Annotated in this window: 19 protein-coding genes, 2 rRNA genes and 1 riboswitch; all 21 genes read right to left on the reverse strand. The window is 54.6% G+C overall.

Annotation, left to right across the window (positions count from 1 at the left end; all coding sequences use genetic code 11):
- Window positions 1–24 precede the first annotated feature (24 nt).
- Entirely contained in the window at window positions 25–705 is a 681-nt protein-coding gene (gene pcrB / locus KNP77_RS06005) for a heptaprenylglyceryl phosphate synthase (RefSeq protein ID WP_131508244.1), read from the reverse strand.
- A 91-nt stretch (window positions 706–796) separates the two neighbouring features.
- A complete protein-coding gene (locus KNP77_RS06010) occupies window positions 797–1030 on the reverse strand; it encodes a hypothetical protein (protein ID WP_016509263.1) in 234 nt (77 codons plus the stop codon).
- 12 nt (window positions 1031–1042) lie between these two features.
- The gene (locus KNP77_RS06015) at window positions 1043–2425 is read right to left on the reverse strand and encodes a TrkH family potassium uptake protein (RefSeq protein ID WP_083274110.1); all 1383 of its coding nucleotides are present in this window, start codon (window positions 2423–2425) and stop codon (window positions 1043–1045) included.
- 35 nt (window positions 2426–2460) lie between these two features.
- The gene (locus KNP77_RS06020; RefSeq protein ID WP_016509246.1) at window positions 2461–2766 is read right to left on the reverse strand and encodes a YerC/YecD family TrpR-related protein; all 306 of its coding nucleotides are present in this window, start codon (window positions 2764–2766) and stop codon (window positions 2461–2463) included.
- 67 nt (window positions 2767–2833) lie between these two features.
- Window positions 2834–4576, reverse strand: a complete 1743-nt coding sequence (locus tag KNP77_RS06025) for an adenine deaminase C-terminal domain-containing protein (RefSeq protein WP_214889214.1) — start codon at window positions 4574–4576, stop codon at window positions 2834–2836.
- Between the two features lie 175 nt (window positions 4577–4751).
- Complete coding sequence (locus tag KNP77_RS06030) at window positions 4752–7037, reverse strand: bifunctional diguanylate cyclase/phosphodiesterase (RefSeq protein ID WP_353048809.1); 2286 nt, start codon at window positions 7035–7037, stop codon at window positions 4752–4754.
- Window positions 7038–7136: 99 nt separating this feature from the next.
- Window positions 7137–8390 (reverse strand): phosphoribosylamine--glycine ligase, encoded by a 1254-nt coding sequence (gene purD, locus KNP77_RS06035; RefSeq protein ID WP_214889220.1) that lies wholly within the window; start codon window positions 8388–8390, stop codon window positions 7137–7139.
- Between the two features lie 13 nt (window positions 8391–8403).
- On the reverse strand, window positions 8404–9924 hold the full coding sequence (gene purH / locus KNP77_RS06040; RefSeq protein WP_131465786.1) for a bifunctional phosphoribosylaminoimidazolecarboxamide formyltransferase/IMP cyclohydrolase: 1521 nt from the start codon (window positions 9922–9924) through the stop codon (window positions 8404–8406).
- Window positions 9921–10499: a phosphoribosylglycinamide formyltransferase gene (gene purN, locus KNP77_RS06045; RefSeq protein WP_131490670.1), complete on the reverse strand. Its 579-nt coding sequence runs from the start codon at window positions 10497–10499 to the stop codon at window positions 9921–9923. The genes purH and purN overlap by 4 nt, the downstream gene beginning before the upstream one ends.
- Window positions 10496–11530: a phosphoribosylformylglycinamidine cyclo-ligase gene (purM, locus tag KNP77_RS06050; protein ID WP_214889223.1), complete on the reverse strand. Its 1035-nt coding sequence runs from the start codon at window positions 11528–11530 to the stop codon at window positions 10496–10498. The genes purN and purM overlap by 4 nt, the downstream gene beginning before the upstream one ends.
- Before the next feature lie 12 nt (window positions 11531–11542).
- Window positions 11543–12952, reverse strand: a complete 1410-nt coding sequence (gene purF / locus KNP77_RS06055; RefSeq protein ID WP_131444204.1) for an amidophosphoribosyltransferase — start codon at window positions 12950–12952, stop codon at window positions 11543–11545.
- Entirely contained in the window at window positions 12928–15147 is a 2220-nt protein-coding gene (gene purL / locus KNP77_RS06060; protein WP_214889226.1) for a phosphoribosylformylglycinamidine synthase subunit PurL, read from the reverse strand. The genes purF and purL overlap by 25 nt, the downstream gene beginning before the upstream one ends.
- Window positions 15131–15811 carry a phosphoribosylformylglycinamidine synthase subunit PurQ gene (gene purQ / locus KNP77_RS06065; RefSeq protein ID WP_214889228.1) on the reverse strand — a complete coding sequence of 227 codons (681 nt, stop codon included), beginning with the start codon at window positions 15809–15811 and terminating at the stop codon, window positions 15131–15133. The genes purL and purQ overlap by 17 nt, the downstream gene beginning before the upstream one ends.
- A complete protein-coding gene (gene purS, locus KNP77_RS06070) occupies window positions 15808–16050 on the reverse strand; it encodes a phosphoribosylformylglycinamidine synthase subunit PurS (RefSeq protein WP_016509255.1) in 243 nt (80 codons plus the stop codon). Before purS ends, purQ begins: the two co-directional genes overlap by 4 nt.
- Entirely contained in the window at window positions 16047–16751 is a 705-nt protein-coding gene (gene purC, locus KNP77_RS06075; protein ID WP_131488760.1) for a phosphoribosylaminoimidazolesuccinocarboxamide synthase, read from the reverse strand. The genes purS and purC overlap by 4 nt, the downstream gene beginning before the upstream one ends.
- A 48-nt stretch (window positions 16752–16799) precedes the next feature.
- Window positions 16800–18092 (reverse strand): adenylosuccinate lyase, encoded by a 1293-nt coding sequence (gene purB / locus KNP77_RS06080; protein ID WP_131441204.1) that lies wholly within the window; start codon window positions 18090–18092, stop codon window positions 16800–16802.
- Window positions 18089–19183 (reverse strand): 5-(carboxyamino)imidazole ribonucleotide synthase, encoded by a 1095-nt coding sequence (purK, locus tag KNP77_RS06085; RefSeq protein ID WP_070328799.1) that lies wholly within the window; start codon window positions 19181–19183, stop codon window positions 18089–18091. The genes purB and purK overlap by 4 nt, the downstream gene beginning before the upstream one ends.
- The gene (gene purE / locus KNP77_RS06090) at window positions 19183–19671 is read right to left on the reverse strand and encodes a 5-(carboxyamino)imidazole ribonucleotide mutase (RefSeq protein WP_131441206.1); all 489 of its coding nucleotides are present in this window, start codon (window positions 19669–19671) and stop codon (window positions 19183–19185) included. Before purE ends, purK begins: the two co-directional genes overlap by 1 nt.
- A 69-nt stretch (window positions 19672–19740) precedes the next feature.
- Window positions 19741–19842: riboswitch (purine riboswitch) on the reverse strand.
- A 141-nt stretch (window positions 19843–19983) separates the two neighbouring features.
- Complete coding sequence (locus KNP77_RS06095; protein ID WP_034809046.1) at window positions 19984–20175, reverse strand: NETI motif-containing protein; 192 nt, start codon at window positions 20173–20175, stop codon at window positions 19984–19986.
- Between the two features lie 85 nt (window positions 20176–20260).
- A 5S ribosomal RNA gene (gene rrf, locus KNP77_RS06100) occupies window positions 20261–20376 on the reverse strand.
- 50 nt (window positions 20377–20426) lie between these two features.
- Window positions 20427–20511, reverse strand: a 23S ribosomal RNA gene (locus KNP77_RS06105); the annotation flags it as partial.

Raw genomic sequence — 20511 nt, forward strand, 5'->3', positions numbered from 1 at the left:
TATTTCCAAACATTTGTTCTTATTTTAACGGACTACTTGCACAGTCGCAAGCGCCCCTTCGAGATTGTCGTAAATGATATTGCCGACGACGATCGTGTCGGCGTATTCGGCCATCATCCGGGCCGTGTCGCTCCCGTCGATGCCGCCCCCATAAAACACGTGGGCATCGGGTAAAGCCAGCTTCACTTCTTTGACGACGTCAGGTGAACCGAGCGTGCCGCTATATTCGAGATAAAGCGACGGGAGACGGAACAGGTGATGACCTGTTTCCGCGTAGGCGACGACTTCTTCAAGCGTCAACGTTGCTCTCGCCCCGGTCACAGCGGCCACTTTCGCCTCCGGATTCAAGACGATATACCCTTGCCCGGTTACGTTGTTTGAGTCAAACAGATGGCCGTACCGTTCGAAAGCCCGCATTTGATGACCGACGACCCAATCGACGGTGCCGGCGTTCAACACCGTCGGGATAAAGTAATGATCGAATCCACGGATGGCGTGTTCAGGATGACTCATCTCGAGCGCGACCGGAATCCCGTAACCTTGCAGCCGTGCGTAAAGGGCGAACGTGTTCTCCGCATCGACCCCGTCCGTACCACCGATGAGAAACGCGTCCGTACCTGAACGGACGAGCGCGGCAAGTGCCGATTCATCGAGCTGTTTGTTCGGGTCCAGTTTAAACACATGGCGCCACGTCTGAAAATCCATCCATCTTCCCTCCATTCGATACCTTCTCTAGTGTAGCGATTTTTAGGACATGTTGCATCTGTTGGACAAAAAAAAGACTTGCCGAAGCAAGTCATGTACGTGCGGTCCGGCTACGCTCGCGCTCCGTCAACCATTTGGCGACGAGGAGCGCGAACAAACCATAGACCGGGACGAACCAGAGCGGGTTGGCCAAGAAAAAGCCAAGCACAGGGATATCGAGTAGCGGTGAATCCGGCGAACAAAGCGCCGTCCCGTTCACAACAGCGATAAACGGCAACACCGGAACAGCGAACACGTAACCGAAATTGATCCAAAATGCCTTCATGTCACAATCTCCTTAACCTAAAATAATCGATTCTTTCGGATAGTTGTACATTCGCTTCGGCTGTCTCCGTTGCAAGAGCAAGATGAAGGCGATGACACCGATCCGACCGATGAACATGAGAATGGTGAGCACCCATTTGCCGACATTGCTAAACTCCGACGAGAGCCCGACCGAGAGCCCGGTCGTCCCGAACGCCGAACACGCCTCAAACAAAATGCGCGTGAGCGATGCGTCCTCAAAGAATGTGAGAATCAACACTCCGGTCAGTAATACAGCAAGCGATACCGTGATGATCACGAACGCTTTCCATATATCTTCGAGCACGATCTCACGTCCGAACACCTTGATCGATGAGTCCCCGCGAATGAACGCGATGACCCCGAGCACGGCGACGGCGAACGTCGTCGTCCGAATCCCCCCGCCGACAGAAGACGGCGAGGCCCCGATGAACATCAAGATGGATAAGAGCAGCATACTGCCTTCGGAGAACAAGTTGACGTCAACCGTCGACAGCCCTCCGTTTCGCGTCGTCACGGACTGGAACAACGAATCGGAAAGCGCGAGCCAAAGCGGTAAATCTTTGAACGCGTTATTGTATTCGAACAAGAACAGACCGACCGTACCTACGGCGATCAAACTGAAGAACGTTGATACCGTCAACTTTGTGAACAAAGAAAAACGACGCGGGAAGTTCTCACTCTTGCGACTGATCCGGTTCGTCAAGTACGTCCGGATCTCGACGAGCACTGGGAAGCCGATCGCGCCGCCGGTCATGAGCACGATTTGCGTGAAGATGACGAACGGGTCTTCACGGAACGGTGCGAGCGAGCTGCCGGTAATATCGAACCCGGCGTTCGTCGTCGCACTGATCGAACCGAATAAGCCTTGCAGGAACGCCTCTCCGGCCGTGTCAAAGTAGTTTAAGTAATGGACCCCGAGCAGGATCGCCCCTACCGCTTCGATCGCGATAACGGTAATGACGATTTCCGCGATGTATTTGACGATGCCAGACATCGACGTCTGGTTCTGGTCGCGCAAAATCAACTGGCGCTCGCGGAATCCGATCCGTTTCCCGAGCAAGATCCACATGATGACGTGGAGACTGATCAAACCGACCCCACTCACTTGAACGATGAATAAAATGATGAACAGTCCAAACGTCGAGAACGTATCGGTCACGACGATCGGGGTGAGTCCGGTGACACTGACGCAACTGACCGCGAAGAAGACGAGATCGGTGAACGTGATGGTGACACCAGGTTGTCTTGCGATCGGCAGAGCCAATAAAACCACGGAAAGGACGACCGCCGCGCTATAAATTAAAACGAGCGTCTGGACTGGCGTCAATTTCCGGAAAAATAGCTGTAAATTTCGCTTCATGAACTTATCTTGCATCTCGCCCCTCCTCTCCATCAAAAACAAGATGACTCTTACGAGTCACCTTCTGATTGTTGTAGACGTTCAAGGGCAAGATCATAGCCACCTGACCCGTAATTCAAGCAACGCTTGACGCGGGAAATCGTGGCCGTCGAAGCACCTGTCGCTTCTTCAATTTTATGATACGTGCTGCCTTCACGAATTTGGCGCGCCACTTCTAACCGTTGGGACAACGCCTGCACTTCGTTCACGGTCGCTAAATCTTCGAATAGTTGATAACAGTCTTCGAGTGTGTCGAGCTTCAAAATCGCTTCAAAAAGCTGATCGAGCTCTCGTCCTCGTAATTTATCGAGTTGCATCCGCAAGCATCCTCTCTCATCGTACTTCTTTATCATTCTAAAGCACGACCGGCTCGGACTCAACTGTTCATCGTAAAATCGCCGGAAATAGTATTTGTTTTTTCATAACTTCGTATATACCGAGCGGTGTCGCCCGGACGTAAGGCAAGTGGGTCGACGCCAGGAACAGCAACGTATAGACCGGGTCCTCGAAGTGATAGCCGCGGGCAATCAGCTCGGCACGCAACCGTTGTTCTTGGACAATCAATTGTTCGAGCGGCTCTGTCGAAGTCATCCCGCAAAGCGGTAACGGGATCTCCGCGATGATTTCCCCTCTGTCGACGAGGACGATCCCGCCGCCGAGCTCTCTCATCCGTTCGAACGCCATCAACATGTCTTGTTTACACTTCCCGAGGATCAAGTAGTCGCCGCTGATCGAATACGAGCTGACAAGACCGCCGAAATCGTTGGCGAACCCTTTCAGCACCGTATTGAGCCGCCATTTTCCTTCTTTATCTAACAGCATCAAGAACGATTCGTCGCAGTCGCGCGGCAGTTCGTCTTGACCGGTGTCGTGTGTGATTTTAAACAGCTTCATGATGACCGAGTTGACCATATCGAGACCGACCGGCATGCTGAACGATAAATCGTTTGGCGTCAAGTCGATCGTGACGTCGGTCGCCGGCATGAGCGCGAGCGCCGCCTCGATGAGTTCGTTCGGGAAGAGCGAGGCCCCGTCCCGGTAGATCCATTGGCCTTTAGCGATGACGGCCGACGGACGCGGCTCATCGATCGCATCGAGGATGTTCAGGTGGGCGATCCGTCCCGGCGCAATCGAGCCGAGGACGTGATCGAGTCCGAAATGCCGCGCCACGTTGAGCGACACGATCCGATACGCCTCGATGGCAGGCAGACCCGCCTCGATCATAATCTTCACGAGCGCGTCCTGAAGGCCGTCTTGATAAAACCCAGGGGTCGAACCGTCCGTCGTCACCATCAAGTGGTCGTACGCTTCGAGACCTGCGTCCAATAACCCGCGGATCATGCCCGGCAAATCGGGACGGATCGACGAATGGCGGAGCGTCGTCGTATAACCATGTTCGAGTCGGCATAACGCCTCGTTCGCCGTCATCGCCTCATGGTCGCTGTGAACACCCATCAACGCCATCTTCGTCAACGTCTTCGCGGACGCGCCTGGGAAATGTCCTTCGACCGGGAGACCGCACGTCTCCGCGTCGAGCATCCATTGGAGCATCTCATCGTCACCTTTTAACGTACGCGGCCAAGCCGTCAATTCTCCGGCCATGACGACGTCAGGATGATTGAACCAAGCGTGGACGCGCTCCGAGTCGACGAGGACGCTGTCGCGGTCGAGCTCGGTTTGCGTGTCGAGCCGAGCCCACCAATACGTGCTCGTCGGGAGCTGTTGAATCGCCTCGAGTTGCGCAAACGCTTGCTCCTTGTCTTGTAAAAAAAGAAGCATGTTATCGTTCACGAGCGTCGTCGTACCCCGCTCGCCTGCATACTTCGACAGCGTCGCCGGATTATAAAGTTGGAACGGATGCGCGTGCGGCTCGATGTAACCTGGTACGATATATTTCCCGGTCATGTCGACCGTCTCGACGGCCGAATCCAGCACGTCTGGTCCGACGTAAACGATGCGGTCGTTTTCAATCCATATGTTGGCCTGTTTCCACTGTTTCACGTACACGTTTAAGTATGTGGCGTTTGTCAATACGAGCGAAGGTGGTCGCAATTGATCCACGACTTCAAGTTGTGAGCGAATCATCGCTTTTGACCACGGTGCCCGCGCCGATCGTTTTAAAGGCATCGAACCCAGTCCTCCCTTAATCGCTTCAATAGTATCAAAAAATAATATTGTAAGCGTTTTCTTTCATTTGTTTCAAGTTTACCTTTTCTATGAAACACCTGCAAGCTATGTTGCCAATTGTAACGGAATTCACACGAAATTCACATAATAAAGACGCCTCTTCACAGAGGCGCCTTCACCAATCGTACATCGTTGCCGTTTTCTTCAAATAATGCTCCAGTTGCGCGAGCGGAACCGGCTTGCTGTAATGGTAGCCTTGAATCAATGAACCGCTATGCTCGAGCACGAACGCGAGCTGTTCCGGACGTTCGACCCCTTCGGTTACGATGTCGAGCCCGAGCGTATGGAACGTCTGGTAAAGTCCTTCAAGGAGGGCCCGGTCGAACGTGTTCTCAGGAATCCCTTTGACGAAGTTTTGATCGATCTTGATGATGTCGAGTTGCAGCGATTGCAAGAACGACAGCGACGATGTGCCGACACCGAAGTCGTCGAGTGAGATCTTGACGCCGATCGCTTTGAGCGAACGGATGAACTGTTGCAGCTCATACAAGTTACCCCCGACCTCGCTTTCCGTAATCTCGACATGGAGCAGGAGCGGGTCAAACCCTGTTTCGTGCAACACATCCTCTAACTCCTGAAGGAACGAACCGTCCGCAATTTGACGCTTCGAGACGTTGATCGACAAGAACAAGTGATGGCGGGCTGCGTGCTCTTTCATCTCCAACATGGACTGCCTGAGTACCCAGCGCCCGATATCCGAGATGAGTCCCAGTTGCTCCGCAATCGGGATAAACAGCCCAGGTGAAATTTGTCCTTTACCCGGATGGTTCCAGCGAATGAGCGCCTCGACCCCGCGGACAGCGAACGGGCGCGGGGACACGATCGGCTGGTAGTATAGCTCGAACTCATCATGTTCAAGCGCGTAGCGTAAGTCACGCTCCATCTCGAGCGTCTGGAGATAGTGACTTCCATCCTCGATGTCTTGGAACGACAGGATCCGATTTTTCCCAGACAGTTTGGCCTCATGGATGACGACGTCGAGACGTCCCATCATGACTTCGTACGTATGATGCGACTCGCGACAGGCAAATACATCGAGACCGATTGTCACCGTCATTCCTTTGACACCGTTCACGTCGGACCAGTTTTTCAAATCTTTCGTCAGTCGTCGCGCAATCGGCTTCAATTCTTCGAGTGTCCAATCCGGGTGCAAGAAAATGAACTCATCCGCACCGAGCCGGGCCGCAAATCCGGCTTCTTTATAGAAATTCAGACGCGACGCGATATAAATCAAGACGGCATCACCGGTACGGTGACCGAACTGGTCGTTGATACGTCGGAAGTCGTCTAAGTCCAAACCGATCACACCGATCCGTTCATGGCTCCCCCTCACGGTCGAAAAATAGTCTTCGAGGGCGAGCCGGTTCGGCAGCAACGTCAACGCATCGCGAAACGCGCGATCGAGCACTTCTGCCCGCGTATCTTCGAGTGCCGAGAGCACTTCGTTCATGCTCGTCGCCATCTGTTCGATCTCGTCTCGGCTATGTTGATCTCGACGCAGACGGAGCCGGCTATCGCGCTCGACCGTGATGTGTTTCAACTCATCGACGATTTCCATCACTCGCCGAATCACGACATGATGAATCGTCCATAGAAGCGACAAGAACAGACCTAACGCTAAAGCAAGCAACGACAACATCCCGAGCCTCAGCATCGAGATCGTGTTCTGGTAATGGGTCGGTTCGACGATAAAGCCGACTTCAAAGTCTGCCGTTTGAAAGACGGTATCGAGTGGCACGACGACCTCGGTCCCATCATTTTTGAGCGTCATCTTCGTCTCACTATGTTGGACAGGCTGCATCGTCAGCGGAATTTTCGTTTGGGCGCTTAAGTCTGCCAAAAAATCCGCGTCAACAAATTCAAGCATGACGAGCGTCCCTTGAACCGGTCCGCTCGTGTCACTCCGTAAGATCGGGTGACTGGCGTATAGGATCGGTCCATAGTCGCTGTCATATACACCGTCTTGTTTTTCTAGGCCCGGGCTCAACCGATTCGTAATATCTGAGATGATCGTTTGCCGATCCGCTTTAGACAACGGGGCGTCTTCTTGACGGAATGTCGAATAGTGGACCTCACCTTCACGGTTCAAGTACACAATCGCTTGCACACTCAAGTTTTCGAGCGACTCCTCACTTATATTGCTCGCTATGTAAGAATCGTTCTGATTTTGAATGAACGCATACGTGTCGTTCCAAACCGCCCAGTCGACGAGCGTCCGTTCAAGCGTACTTTTTCGATTCGCGAGCGTCTCGGTCACACTCGCAATTTGACTCTCGACCGTTTGACGGTCTTGCTCCATGCTTTTCTCGATAAAGTAGGGACGAATCACAAAAAAGATGACACTGACAAACACAAGTATATTCACGGCAACCGCAATCATCAGCTTCGTCCGAATGCGCACGTCGACCACCTTCTTCCTTCAATCTACTTCACCATTGTAGAGCAGGAAGCCGGTATTCCCTTTTTTTCGCATGAAAAAAAGGATGGGTTGACCCATCCTTTAAAAAATCCGCGCAAGCGCCCGTCCGCCGATGTCTCGACGATAGAATGTCTGCGGTAAATCGAGCATTTCTAGTCCCGCGTAAACAGCCGTCTTCGCTTCAAGCAAGGTCGGTTTCGTCGACGTGATGACGAACAGTCGCCCACCGTTCCCGATGATGTGACTACCGTCACGCGTCGTCCCCGCATGAAACACGAGCACGTCTTTCGGTAAGCGCTCAAAATCTGAGAGCACTTGCCCCGTCGTCGCTCGTTCCGGATAACCGGCGGCTGCGACGACGACACCGATCGTATACCCGTCAAGCCATTCAATCGCATACGGTCGTTTAGCGACGACCGCCTCGATGACGTCAAGGAGCGGCGACGCCAAGTTCGGGAGGATGACTTCCGTTTCCGGGTCACCGAACCGGGCGTTGAACTCGATCACTTTCGGTCCGTTTTCCGTCAGAATCAGACCCGCATATAAGAATCCTTCGAACGGTGTCCCCCGCTCCACCATCGCCCGCGCGAGCGGGACGAGCACACGTTCCACCGACTCAACGTAAACGGCTTCCTCTAAATGCGGCATCGGGCTATACGCCCCCATCCCGCCCGTGTTCGGTCCTTTGTCCCCGTCGAATGCGCGCTTATGGTCTTGCGACGTGATCATCGGGATGACGTGTTCACCAGAGACGAACGCCATGAGTGAAAACTCTTCCCCGTCCAAAAATTCTTCGATGACGACGCGTGACTGGTCACCGAACTTGTCGGTCGTGAAGATATCATGAATCGCCGCACGTGCCTCATCAAGCGATAAGGCGACCGTGACCCCTTTACCGGCTGCGAGACCGTCCGCTTTGACGACGAGCGGTGCCCCGATTGACTCAATATAAGCGAGCGCCGCTTCCGCTTCCGTGAACGTCTCATAATCTGCTGTAGGGATGTTCGCTTCACGCATGATTTCTTTAGCGAACGCTTTGCTACCTTCTAGCAACGCCGCTGCTTTCGTCGGTCCAAAGATGCGTCGTCCGCTCGCGTTGAACGCATCGACGACACCCGCCATGAGCGCTGACTCAGGCCCGACGATCGTCCAATCGATGTCTTCGGTCTCTGCGAAGCGGACGAGTGCGGTGACGTCCGTCTCTTCAATCGGCACACACGTCACACCGTCCATGTTCAAGTTACCCGGGGCGACGAATACGTCATGCCCGTCTTGTCTCAACTTCCACGCGAGCGCGTGTTCACGGCCGCCGCGGCCAATGACGAGTACGTTCATCCTCTTGCTCCTCTCAATGTTTGAAATGTCGGACTGAAGTGAACACCATCGTAATGCCGTGACGGTTCGCCGCTTCAATCGACTCGTCGTCCCGAATCGAACCACCTGGCTGGATGATGGCCGTAATGCCGGCTGCAGCTGCAGCTTCGACCGTATCGCCCATCGGGAAGAACGCGTCGCTGCCAAGCGCGGCACCGACTGCACGGTCCCCTGCCTGTTCGAAAGCGATTTTCGCCGCACCGACTCGGTTCATCTGTCCGGCACCGATGCCGATCGTCGTCTCGTCTTTCGCTACGACGATTGCGTTTGATTTCACGTGTTTGACGACACGCCACGCGAGCTTCAAGTCTTCCCATTCGGCCGCCGTCGGACGACGGTCGGTCACGATTTGGCACGAAGCATCGTCGAGTATCATGTCGTCGCCGTCTTGGACGAGGAGACCGCCCGCGACTGCCGTCAGACGCATGCCTGTCATCTGCCCCATCTCAAGCGTCAATAGACGTAAATTCTTTTTCTCTTTCAATCGGTCAAGTGCTGCCTCACTAAAGGATGGGGCAATGACGATCTCTAAGAAGATGTTGCGGAGCGCTTCTGCCGTCTCGAGGTCGACTTCACGATTGAGGGCGACGATACCGCCGAAAATCGAGATCGGGTCGGCCGCATGGGCGCGAGCGAAGGCTTGGCTGATCGTCCGACCGACAGCGACGCCGCATGGATTCATATGTTTGACGACGACCGCTGCCGGTTCCGTCAACTCGCTGAGCGCCTCGAGCGCCGCGTTCGTATCTTGGATGTTGTTGTACGAGAGTTCTTTGCCGTGGAGTTGCACCGCGTTGGCGAGCGTCATGCCGTCATAGAGCGGAGTCTTATAGAACGCCGCCTGTTGGTGCGGGTTCTCCCCGTAACGAAGGTCTTGGACTTTTTCGTACGTGACCGTCAGCTGTTCTGGGAACGTTTCGCCGATTTGCTGACCTAAATAGTCGGCAATCAAGGCGTCGTACGCCGCCGTATGACGGAACGCCCTCAAAGCGAGTCGTTGCCGCGTCTCAAACGACGTACCGCCATTCTGAATCTCTGCGGCAACGTTGCCGTAGTCGGCCGGGTCGACGACGACCGTCACGCTGGCATGGTTTTTCGCGGCTGAACGGAGCATGCTCGGGCCGCCGATATCGATGTTTTCAATCGCCTCTTCATACGTCGCGTTCTCTTTTGCGATCGTCTCTTTGAACGGATACAAGTTGACGACGACGTAGTCGATCGGCTCAATGTGGTGATGTTTCATCTGTTCGACGTGTGAATCTAAATCACGGCGTCCGAGCAGACCGCCATGGACGAGCGGATGCAGCGTCTTGACACGTCCGTCGAGCATCTCGGGGAACGATGTCACTTCCGAAATATTTTTCACGGGCAGTCCGGCCGCGACGAGTGCCGCTTCCGTCCCACCTGTCGAGATGAGTTCGATGCCCGCTTCGTGCAAGACGCGCGCGAGTTCGACGATACCTGTTTTATCTGACACACTCAGTAATGCTCTCACTTGAAAACCTCCTGTTGGTTCAACACTTGTTGTAATACGCGTGGATAGAGTTGGTGTTCGATCGCTTGAATCCGGTGGCCCGCCTCGATACGGTCACATCCCGCGATGTCGACTTCTTGTTGCGCGATGATTGGACCCGTGTCCATCCCGGCGTCGACGTAATGGACGGTGACACCGCTCGTCGACACGTTCGCGGCAAGCGCTTGACCGATTGCATCTTTTCCTGGGAAGGCCGGCAAGAGCGACGGATGGATATTGATGATCCGACCCGGATACGCCGCGAGCAGCACATCCCCGATTAAACGCATATAACCCGCCAAGACGATATAGTCGACGTGTAGCGCTTCTAACAGAACGAGCAGCTCCCACTCAAACTCTGACTTCGACGCATACGCCTTCGGCTCGAACGAGAACGTCTGGATATGATGACGGTCTGCCCGCTCGAGCACTTTCGCCTCAGGCTTATCCGTGACGAGGAGCATACACTGTCCGCTCAGCTCGCCGCGCTCAATCGCTTCCCAAATCGCTTCGGCGTTGCTCCCAGATCCAGAGGCGAAGATAGCGAACCGCTTCACTGGTCGACCCCCATAATCCGGACGCCTGGTTTCGCTTCGACTTTGCCGATCCGATGCGACGTCTCGCCGATCCGTTCGAGCGCGGCTTGTACCGTGTCGACGTCTTCGGGACGTACCGTAATCATGAAGCCGATGCCCATATTGAACACGTTGAACATCTCTTGCTTCGACACGTGGCCGACTTGTTCGAGCCAGTCGAATACCGGCAGGCTCGGCCAGCTTGATGCGTCAAACGTGACACCAAGACCTTCAGGCAGCATGCGCGGCACGTTCTCATAGAAACCGCCGCCAGTGATGTGGGCCATCCCTTGGACGAGTCCGGTCGAAATGGCCGCTTTCGCCGCTTCCGAATAGATGCGGGTCGGTAGCAATAAGGCGTTCCCGAGCGTCGTATCGAGCATCGCGATTTCATCCGTGTACTCGAGCCCTTGCGCCTCGACGATGTGACGGACGAGCGAGAAACCGTTCGAATGGACACCTGACGAAGCTAACCCTAGAACGATGTCCCCCGTTTCGATCGTCCGTCCGTCGATGAGTAACTCTTTCTCGACGACACCGACGGCAAACCCGGCGATATCGTACTCCCCGTCCGGATACATGCCCGGCATCTCGGCCGTCTCGCCGCCGACGAGGGCACACCCTGCTTGGACGCAGCCTTCGGCCACACCCGCGACGATGCGTTCGAGCTTCGCCGGTTCCGCTTTTCCAGTCGCGATATAGTCTAAGAAGTAGAGCGGTTCGGCTCCGTGGACGAGACAGTCGTTGACGCACATCGCCACGCAATCGATTCCAATCGTATCATGTTGGTCGAGCGCGAACGCGAGTTTTAGCTTCGTGCCGACCCCGTCCGTCCCGCTCACGAGGATCGGATGTTTCAATTGCATCGAGCCGAGATCGATCATCGCCCCGAAACTGCCAAGTCCGGTCATCACTTCTGGACGCATCGTCCGTGCGACGTGACGCTTCATGCGTGACACCGCTTCATAACCTGCCTCTAAATTCACACCCGCTTGTTCATATCTTAAACTCATCGTCAGTCCCCCTCAAGCTTTTGTCTCTGTCACAAGTTCCGCCAGTTCAGTTGGATAAAGTCCGGTGAAGCAAGCGGCACACTGCCCGCGCAAGTTTCCTTCGAACGGTCGGCCGATTGCTTCGACCGTACCGTCTAATGTGAGGAACGCTAATGAGTCGGCCCCGATCTCTTGTTTAATCTCTTCGATCGATTTGATGGCCGCGATCAACTCGTCCTTTGATGATGTATCGATACCGTAATAGCACGGATGTTTGATCGGTGGTGACGTGATGCGCACATGCACCTCGGTTGCCCCTGCTTCCCGCAGCAACTTGACGATGCGACGGCTCGTCGTGCCCCGGACGATCGAATCATCGACCATGATGACACGCTTGCCGTTGACAACCCCACGTAGCGCCGACAGCTTCATCTTGACGCCACGCTCACGCAATTCTTGTGACGGCTGGATGAACGTCCGCCCGACGTAACGGTTTTTGATGAGACCCATCTCGTACGGGATCCCGCTCGCCTCGGCGTACCCGATGGCTGCCGAGATGCTCGAGTCCGGGACACCGGTCACGACATCCGCCTCGACCGGTGCCTCGTTGAACATCTTTTTCCCCATCGCCTTACGGGCCGTATGCACGTTGATCCCGTCGATGATCGAGTCTGGCCGCGAGAAGTAGATGTATTCCATTGAACACATCGCCCGGACCGCTGCTTCACTGTAACGTTCTGAGACGATCCCGTCTTTCGTGATCATCAACAGTTCGCCCGGTTCGACGTCACGTACGTACGTCGCCCCCACGACGTCGAACGCGCACGTCTCTGAAGCGAACACGAACGCCCCGTCTTCAGTCTTTCCGAGCGAGAGGGGACGCAAACCATGGACATCGACGCCGACGTAGAGCGCGTCTTCCGTCAAGAAAAGAAACGCGAACGCGCCGACGAGACGCGCCAAGCTGTCCGAGATCCGCTCTTTCAACGAGTTGCCGCGGCTCCGTTTGATTAAGTGGGCGACGACTTCCGTGTCAGACGTCGTCTGAAAGATCGCCCCTTCCGCCTCGAGCATATGCTTCAACTCGTTGGCGTTGACGAGGTTGCCGTTATGCGCCATCGCAAGGTCCCCGGTGAGCGATTTGAAATGGAGCGGTTGGACGTTCTCAAGCGTGTTGCCGCCCGCGGTCGAATAACGGACGTGACCGATGGCGTGATGTCCCGTGAGGGCATCGAGCGACGGTTCGTCGAACACTTCGGCGACGAGACCGAGCCCGCGTTTCGCGTGCAGGCGCTCGCCGTCAGCCGTGACGATGCCCGTCCCTTCCTGACCTCGGTGTTGCAGGCTGTGCAGTCCGTAGTAGGCGAGGTGTGACGCTTCGTGGTGATTGAACACCCCGAACACCCCACACTCCTCGTTCATGCCTCGGATGTCATATAACATGGAATAGCTCCTTCCCATACACGTTCAAGTTCAGTGACGTCCATTTCAATTAACCGATCGCTCGAGCGGACAGTCAGTTGCGCCGCTTCGGTCACTTGACCGATTCGTGTGGCGTTCGTCAATTTGGCGAACGTGTCCGCGTGAATTGGCGCGACCGTGACGAGGAAGCGCGACTGTGACTCGCTGAACAGTGTCGTCACGAGATCCGTGTCGATGCTGACGTCTGCACCTAGCCCCGTACCGAACACGAGCTCAGGAAGTGCCGCTGCTAAGCCACCTTCTGAGACGTCGTGAGCTGCCGTGACGAGTCCTTGACGAATTGCCGTGAGCAGAGATTGCTGGTGACGGCTCTCGATCTCGAGGTCGAGCGTCGGTGCTTGTCCGCTCACTTTTCCGTCTTGCAACATTTGTAGCGCACTGCCGCCAAATTCAGGCTTCGTATCGCCGAGAAGGAAGATGACATCTCCCGCTGTCTTGGCGTGTGACGTCGTGATATGTTCCGGTTTCGTGATCAAACCGACCATGCCGACGACCGGTGTCGGGTAGATTGCCGTTCCGTTCGACTCGTTATAAAGCGAGACGTTCCCGCCGATGACCGGTGTGTCGAGTGCTAAACACGCCTCGGCCATACCTTCGACGGCTTGGTCGAGCTGCCAGAACCCTTCCGGTTTGTCCGGACTCCCAAAGTTCAGGCAATCGGTGAGCGCAAGTGGCTCGGCACCGCTCGCGATGATGTTGCGCGCCGCTTCAGCGACTGCGATGGCACCGCCGACGCGCGGGTCGAGGTAGACATACTTCGCGTTACAGTCGGTCGTCATCGCGAGCGACTTGTCCGTGTCACGGATTCGGATGACGGCCGCGTCGCTACCTGGTGCGACGACGGTCGACGTTTGGACCATATGGTCGTATTGCTCGTACACCCAACGTTTCGAAGCGATCGTCGGCATCGCGAGGACGTCTTTCCACGTCGCGAGCACGTCTGTGACGACCGGTTGAACCGGCGCCATCGCTTGGAACGCCTCGTAGTATGCTGGAACTTTTGACGGTTTATGATAAACTGGCGCATCTTCCGCGAGCGCGTCGACCGGCACTTCAGCGGCTACTTCGCCGTGATGGACGAGACGGAGCACTTTCTGCTCGATGACTTCGCCGATTTTGATCGCATGAAGTCCCCACTTCGTGACGATCGCTTCGATCTCGTCTTCGTGTCCTGCCTTGACGACGAGGAGCATCCGTTCTTGTGACTCGGACAACATCATCTCGTAAGGCGTCATATCGGCCTCACGTTGTGGGACGAGGTCGAGGTTCATCTCGATACCCATGCCCGCTTTCGATGCCATCTCGGCCGAAGACGACGTGAGACCTGCCGCACCCATGTCTTGAATGCCGACGAGGGCTGGATGTTTGATGACTTCAAGACACGCCTCGATCAACAACTTCTCCATGAACGGGTCGCCGACTTGGACGGCCGGGCGTTTCTCATCGGCGTCTTCGCCGAGCTCTTCAGAGGCGAACGTGGCGCCGTGAATGCCGTCGCGTCCCGTTGTCGCCCCGACGTACATGACCGAGTTGCCGACCCCCTCGGCAATCCCTTTTTGAATGTCTTCGTGGCGGATGAGGCCGACACACATCGCGTTGACGAGCGGGTTGCCGGCGTAGGCCGGGTCGAACGCGACTTCTCCGCCGACCGTCGGGATGCCGACACAGTTGCCGTAGCCGGCGATGCCGGAGACGACATGGCCGAAGAGATGTTTCACACGTGATTCGTTCAAATCTCCGAAGCGGAGCGAGTTGAGGAGTGCGACCGGACGTGCGCCCATCGAGAAGATGTCGCGGATGATCCCGCCGACACCTGTCGCCGCACCTTGATACGGCTCGATGGCCGACGGGTGGTTATGGCTCTCGATTTTGAAGGCGACCGCCTGACCATCGCCGATATCGACGATTCCAGCCCCTTCACCGGGTCCTTGAAGGACGTGTTTTCCGGTCGTTGGGAATTTACGGAGCACTGGCTTCGAGTTTTTGTACGAACAGTGTTCAGACCACATGACCGAGAATAAACCGATCTCGGTGTAGTTCGGGTCACGGCCTAAGAGCGAGACGACGAGTGCGTATTCGTCGTCAGTGAGCCCCATTGTGGCATACAGTCTTTGTTCACGGATGTGCGTCGCTGTCGGTTCAGTTGTAAGTAACATGTCGTGTCCCCCATTTTACAATCGAAGTGAATAACCGTTTGCCGTCTTCTCCGCCGAGCATCGCCTCGACCGCTCGTTCCGGGTGCGGCATCATGCCGAGCACGTTTCCTTGTACGTTCGTGATGCCCGCGATGTTCGCGACCGATCCGTTCGGGTTGTCTGTGTAGGTGAAAGCGATCTGGCCATTCGTTCGCAGTGTCTCAAGTGTTGCTTCGTCACAGTAGTAGTTGCCTTCTCCATGTGCGATCGGGACGCGAATCGTCTCGCCCACCGCATAATCGCTCGTAAACATCGTCTCGTTCGTCTCGACTTTCAGTTCGACCGTCTTGCACATGAACTTCAAATCACGGTTGCGCATCAATACGCCGGGTAAGAGTCCTGCCTCGACGAGCACTTGGAACCCGTTGCAGACGCCGAGTACCGGACGTCCCTCTTCAGCGAATCGCTTCACCTCACTCATGATCGGTGAGAACTGGGCGATCGCGCCGCAACGCAAGTAGTCCCCGTATGAGAACCCGCCTGGTAACAGCACACCATCAAAACCGACAAGTGACGTCTCCGTGTGGAATACATATTCCGCTTCCTCCCCGAGCACGTCTTTGACCGCATGATACATGTCGAGGTCACAGTTTGATCCCGGGAAGACGATGACTGCGAACCTCATGCGAGTACCCCCATCTCGATCCGATAGTTCTCGATGACCGTATTGACGAGCAATTTCTCGCACATGTCACGGACCATCGCCTCGGTCGTCTCGTCTGCGACTTGAAGTTCGATGACTTTGCCGATTCGTACCGATTCGACGCCTGCGAAGCCGAGATGCTCGAGTCCGCCTTTGACGGCGACGCCTTGTGGGTCAAGTACACTTTCACGTAATGTCACGTACACGTTCACTTTTTTCATTGGTCAGTTCCCCCTATGCGTGTTAACAATTGGCCGTACGTCTCTGTCAGTGATCCGAGGTCTCTGCGGAACACGTCTTTGTCGAGCTTTTGTTTCGTCTCTTTATCCCACAGGCGACACGTGTCGGGCGAAATCTCATCGGCGAGGATGATCGTGTCATCGAGTTTACCGAACTCAAGTTTAAAGTCGATCAAATCGATACCGTGTCCGTCGAAGAAGTCGAGCAAGACATCATTCACCCACAACCCAAGTTGTCGCAATGTTTCGACTTCTTTGTGTGTGGCGACTTGCAGTAAACGGATATGGTCCTCTGTTAAAAGCGGATCTCCGAGTGCGTCATCTTTATAGTAGAACTCGACGATCGGCGACAACAGCGGCGTCCCTTCTTCCCAGCCGAGCCGTTTAGCGAGACTCCCTGCGGCGACGTTGCGTACGACGACTTCAAGCGGGATAATGTCGACGCGGCGTACGAGCTGCTCGCGGTCTGACAGTTTCTTGATGAAGTGGGTCGGAATCTTGTTGTCGTGCATGAGCTCGAACAAACGCGTCGTGATGGCGTTGTTCAACACGCCTTTCCCTGCGATCGATTGTTTTTTCTCTCCGTTGAATGCCGTCGCGTCATCTTTATAGTAGACACGGAGCACACCTTGTTCTTCTGTCTCGTATAACGCTTTCGCCTTACCTTCGTAGATTGCTTCCATCTGTATCGTCCCCCTTTAAAGTGAGAGGGGCATAGCGCCCCTCAACGATCACAAACCACAGCGTTCAAAGATTGTATCGACACGACGTACGTGATGGCTCGGGTCGAACAAGTCATCGAGCTCGTCACTCGTGAAGAGTGCGCCCATCTCTGCATCTTGCTCGATCAACGTCCGGAACATTGTCTCTTCTTCCCACGCTTGCATCGCTTTCGGTTGGACCGCGTCATAAGCGGCTTCACGTGACCAGCCTTTCTCGATCAAGGCGAGCAGGATGCGTTGCGAGAAGATGATGCCGAACGTCCGGTCCATGTTGCGGCGCATGTTGTCCGGGAACACCGTCAAGTTCTTCACGATGTTGCCGAAGCGGTTGAGCATGTAGTTCAGAAGGCCGGTCGCGTCCGGGAGGATGATCCGTTCCGCTGACGAGTGCGAGATATCGCGTTCGTGCCAAAGCGGGACGTTCTCATATGCCGTCACCATATGACCGCGAATCACGCGGGCAAGTCCCGTCATGTTCTCCGAACCAATCGGGTTACGTTTATGCGGCATCGCCGACGAACCTTTTTGACCTTTGGCGAAAAACTCTTCGACTTCACGTGTCTCTGTCTTTTGAAGGCCGCGGATCTCGGTCGCCATTTTCTCGATGGATGTGGCGATCAAAGCAAGTGTCGACATGTACTCGGCGTGGCGGTCACGCTGTAACGTCTGTGTCGAGATCGGGGCTGCTTGAATCCCTAACTTGTCACACACGTACGACTCGATGAACGGGTCGATGTTAGCGAACGTCCCGACGGCGCCGCTCATTTTTCCAAACTCGATCGTCTCGCGTGCGGCCATGAACCGTTTCTTGTTTCGCTTCATCTCTTCGTACCAAAGTGCGAGTTTCAAACCGAACGTCGTCGGTTCTGCGTGGACTCCGTGTGTACGACCCATCATGATGTCATATTTGTGGGCTTTCGCTTTCTCGGCGAGGATGTCGATGAAGCGATCGATATCGGCTTCAAGGATGTCATTCGCTTGTTTGATCAAGTACGATAGCGCCGTATCGACGACATCAGTCGACGTGAGACCGTAATGGACCCATTTCTTCTCGTCTCCGAGCGTCTCTGAGACGGCCCGTGTGAAGGCGATGACGTCATGGCGCGTCTCCTGCTCGATCTCAAGGATACGCTCGACATCGAATGATGCCTTGTCCCATAATACGTTGACGTCCTCTTTCGGGATGACGCCTAGTTCGCTCCACGCCTCGCAAGCATAAAGCTCTACTTTGAGCCATGCATCAAACTTGTTCTCATCTGTCCAAATCGCCGCCATCTCGGGACGGGTGTAACGTGAAATCATAAAACGGTCTCCTTCCAAATTGCCAGTTGTTCGATGGTGTGAAGCGCGTCCTCGACGGTACTGCCGAGCACGTTCAAGTGCCCCATTTTCCGTCCGGGTTTCGCTTCTTCTTTTCCATACAGATGTAGTTTAACATTCGATGGTAACGTTTGTGGGTTCACTTTATCCATATGTTCGCCGAGCAGATTGACCATGACGACCGGTGTGTACTGTGTCGTCCGTCCGAGTGACATGCCCGTAATCGCGCGGATGTGTTGTTCGAACTGTGACGTCTCGCATGCATCAAGCGTATAGTGTCCTGAATTGTGAGGACGTGGCGCGAGCTCATTCACGTATAGCTCGCCGTCTTCCATCACGAATAGTTCGACGGCTAGCGTACCGATCAATCCAACATGGTCAGCGAGCTGAAGTGCTAAATGGCGCGCATCTTCTAGAATGTCCATGTCGAGCCGGGCCGGAACGATCGATAAATGTAAGATGTTATTTTGATGGATGTTTTCACTGATTGGGAATGTTGTCGTCTCATGTGCGCCTCTCGTCACGATGACCGAGATTTCTTTTCGGAATGGCAACCACGCCTCGGCGACATATTCATCTTCATTGAACTGTTCTATGAACGCGCGTACGTCCTGTGATGTCCGGAGCACGGTTTGCCCTTTCCCGTCATAACCGAAGCGGCATGTTTTGATTACCAATGGGAGTCCTAGCAAATCTTCGGCCCGGTAAACGTCCCGTACCGATCGGACCGGCACGTAAGGTGCGACATGCAATCCGGCCGCCTCGATCATCTGTTTTTCGAACAGACGATGCTGCGTCGCTGTTAACACGTCCATCCCTTGCGGACATTTATCGGCAATCGCCTCAATCATCGCTGAGTCGATATTTTCAAATTCGTACGTGACGATGTCCGAACGGCCTGCTAGTTCTTTTGCCGCTGAGATGTCGTCGAACCCGGCGACGATACTCGGTGCGACTTGTGCTGCCGGAGCCGTCGGGTTCGGGTCGAGACTGAGCGTCTCGTAACCCATTGCGCTCGCACTGAGTGACATCATCCGCCCTAACTGTCCTCCGCCTAATATCCCGATTCTCATTAGACGAGTTCCTCCGTTCCGCGCAGCGCCATGTCTCGTTTTTGTTGACGATACGTTTCTAGACGATCGATGACTTCAGGGAATTGAAGACTGAGAATTTGAGCGGCAAACAGTCCGGCGTTTGTCGCTCCGGCTTTTCCGATGGCGACCGTTGCGACAGGAACACCTGCTGGCATCTGAACGATTGACAGTAACGAATCAAGTCCGTTCAGTGCTTTCGATTGAATCGGGACTCCGATGACCGGAAGCGTCGTCTTCGCTGCTACCATACCCGGAAGGTGGGCCGCCCCGCCTGCACCGGCGATGATGACGTGTATCCCTCGTTCCCGAGCCGCTTCGGCGTATTGGAACATCAAGTCCGGCGTTCGATGCGCGGAGACGACTTGTTTTTCGTATGGAATGTCTAACTCTTCTAGCGCGTCGCACGCATGCTTCATCGTCTCCCAGTCAGAAGAACTTCCCATGATCACACCTACTGTTGCCTTCACATCAACGTCCCCCTTAAATAAAGAAATCCCTAAACTGATTAAACAGTTTAGGGTATAGGCCATGACAAAAAAATGTCGGCTATACCCCATAGTCTGATCAGAATCGGTGATCAGGTAGAAACTTGCAAGCCATTTCCTTGCGATTATATGGAGCAATATTTGATTTTCTTAACTCACAAGCCTATCGTACCTTGTTCTTTGAAAACATGTCAACAAACAGCGAACAATTTAATTGTCTGAATATTTATCGTTCGTCTTTACGATGTTTTTACAAAAACAAAAAAACCGCCACGCATTCGTGACGGTTTGGCATTATGGTTTGAGAGCGACGCACTCAAATAAGATTGATTGATGAGAATGAACAGGTTCGTCTTTGGTTCCCGTTTTTTCAAAGACAGGCTTTTCAATCCTTCGTACCGGGCGATACCCCATTTGAGCGATTCGGTCTAAACACTCACCGACTGTCTCGTTTGGCTCGACGTATACTTTGATTTTCTTGGCCATCTGTTATTCCTCTCCTTCATTTGAGTCACGATACAAAATACAAAAAAGCGGCGGCCCTTGAGCGAATGCTCCAGAACCACCGTTTGCCTGGCGACGTCCTATCCTCACAGGGGGAGACCCCCAACTACTTTCGGCGCTGAAGCGCTTAACTTCCGTGTTCGGCATGGGAACGGGTGTGGCCGCTTCGCTATCGCCACCAGACAAGGGATTGTTCCCTGAAAACTGAAGACTCATCAAGTTCAAACCGTTTCTAGATCAAAGCCTCGACCGATTAGTATCATTCAGCTCCACACGTCGCCGTGCTTCCACCCATGACCTATCTACCTCATCGTCTCT

The organism is Exiguobacterium sp. s142, assembly GCF_018618455.1.
Lineage (GTDB): Bacteria > Bacillota > Bacilli > Exiguobacteriales > Exiguobacteriaceae > Exiguobacterium > Exiguobacterium aurantiacum_A.

Coding starts and splice junctions, on each gene's coding strand:
- purF (WP_131444204.1), bottom strand. CDS start 12,952: ATGTTATATGACATCCGAGGCATGAACGAGGAGTGTGGGGTGTTCGGG.
- KNP77_RS06025 (WP_214889214.1), bottom strand. CDS start 4,576: ATGCCTTTAAAACGATCGGCGCGGGCACCGTGGTCAAAAGCGATGATT.
- purS (WP_016509255.1), bottom strand. CDS start 16,050: ATGAAAAAAGTGAACGTGTACGTGACATTACGTGAAAGTGTACTTGAC.
- purB (WP_131441204.1), bottom strand. CDS start 18,092: ATGATTTCACGTTACACCCGTCCCGAGATGGCGGCGATTTGGACAGAT.
- purC (WP_131488760.1), bottom strand. CDS start 16,751: ATGGAAGCAATCTACGAAGGTAAGGCGAAAGCGTTATACGAGACAGAA.
- KNP77_RS06020 (WP_016509246.1), bottom strand. CDS start 2,766: ATGCAACTCGATAAATTACGAGGACGAGAGCTCGATCAGCTTTTTGAA.
- KNP77_RS06015 (WP_083274110.1), bottom strand. CDS start 2,425: ATGCAAGATAAGTTCATGAAGCGAAATTTACAGCTATTTTTCCGGAAA.
- KNP77_RS06095 (WP_034809046.1), bottom strand. CDS start 20,175: ATGGCCAAGAAAATCAAAGTATACGTCGAGCCAAACGAGACAGTCGGT.
- purQ (WP_214889228.1), bottom strand. CDS start 15,811: ATGAGGTTCGCAGTCATCGTCTTCCCGGGATCAAACTGTGACCTCGAC.
- purL (WP_214889226.1), bottom strand. CDS start 15,147: ATGTTACTTACAACTGAACCGACAGCGACGCACATCCGTGAACAAAGA.
- purM (WP_214889223.1), bottom strand. CDS start 11,530: ATGAGTTTAAGATATGAACAAGCGGGTGTGAATTTAGAGGCAGGTTAT.
- purK (WP_070328799.1), bottom strand. CDS start 19,183: ATGAGAATCGGGATATTAGGCGGAGGACAGTTAGGGCGGATGATGTCA.
- pcrB (WP_131508244.1), bottom strand. CDS start 705: ATGGATTTTCAGACGTGGCGCCATGTGTTTAAACTGGACCCGAACAAA.
- purD (WP_214889220.1), bottom strand. CDS start 8,390: ATGAACGTACTCGTCATTGGCCGCGGCGGCCGTGAACACGCGCTCGCG.
- KNP77_RS06010 (WP_016509263.1), bottom strand. CDS start 1,030: ATGAAGGCATTTTGGATCAATTTCGGTTACGTGTTCGCTGTTCCGGTG.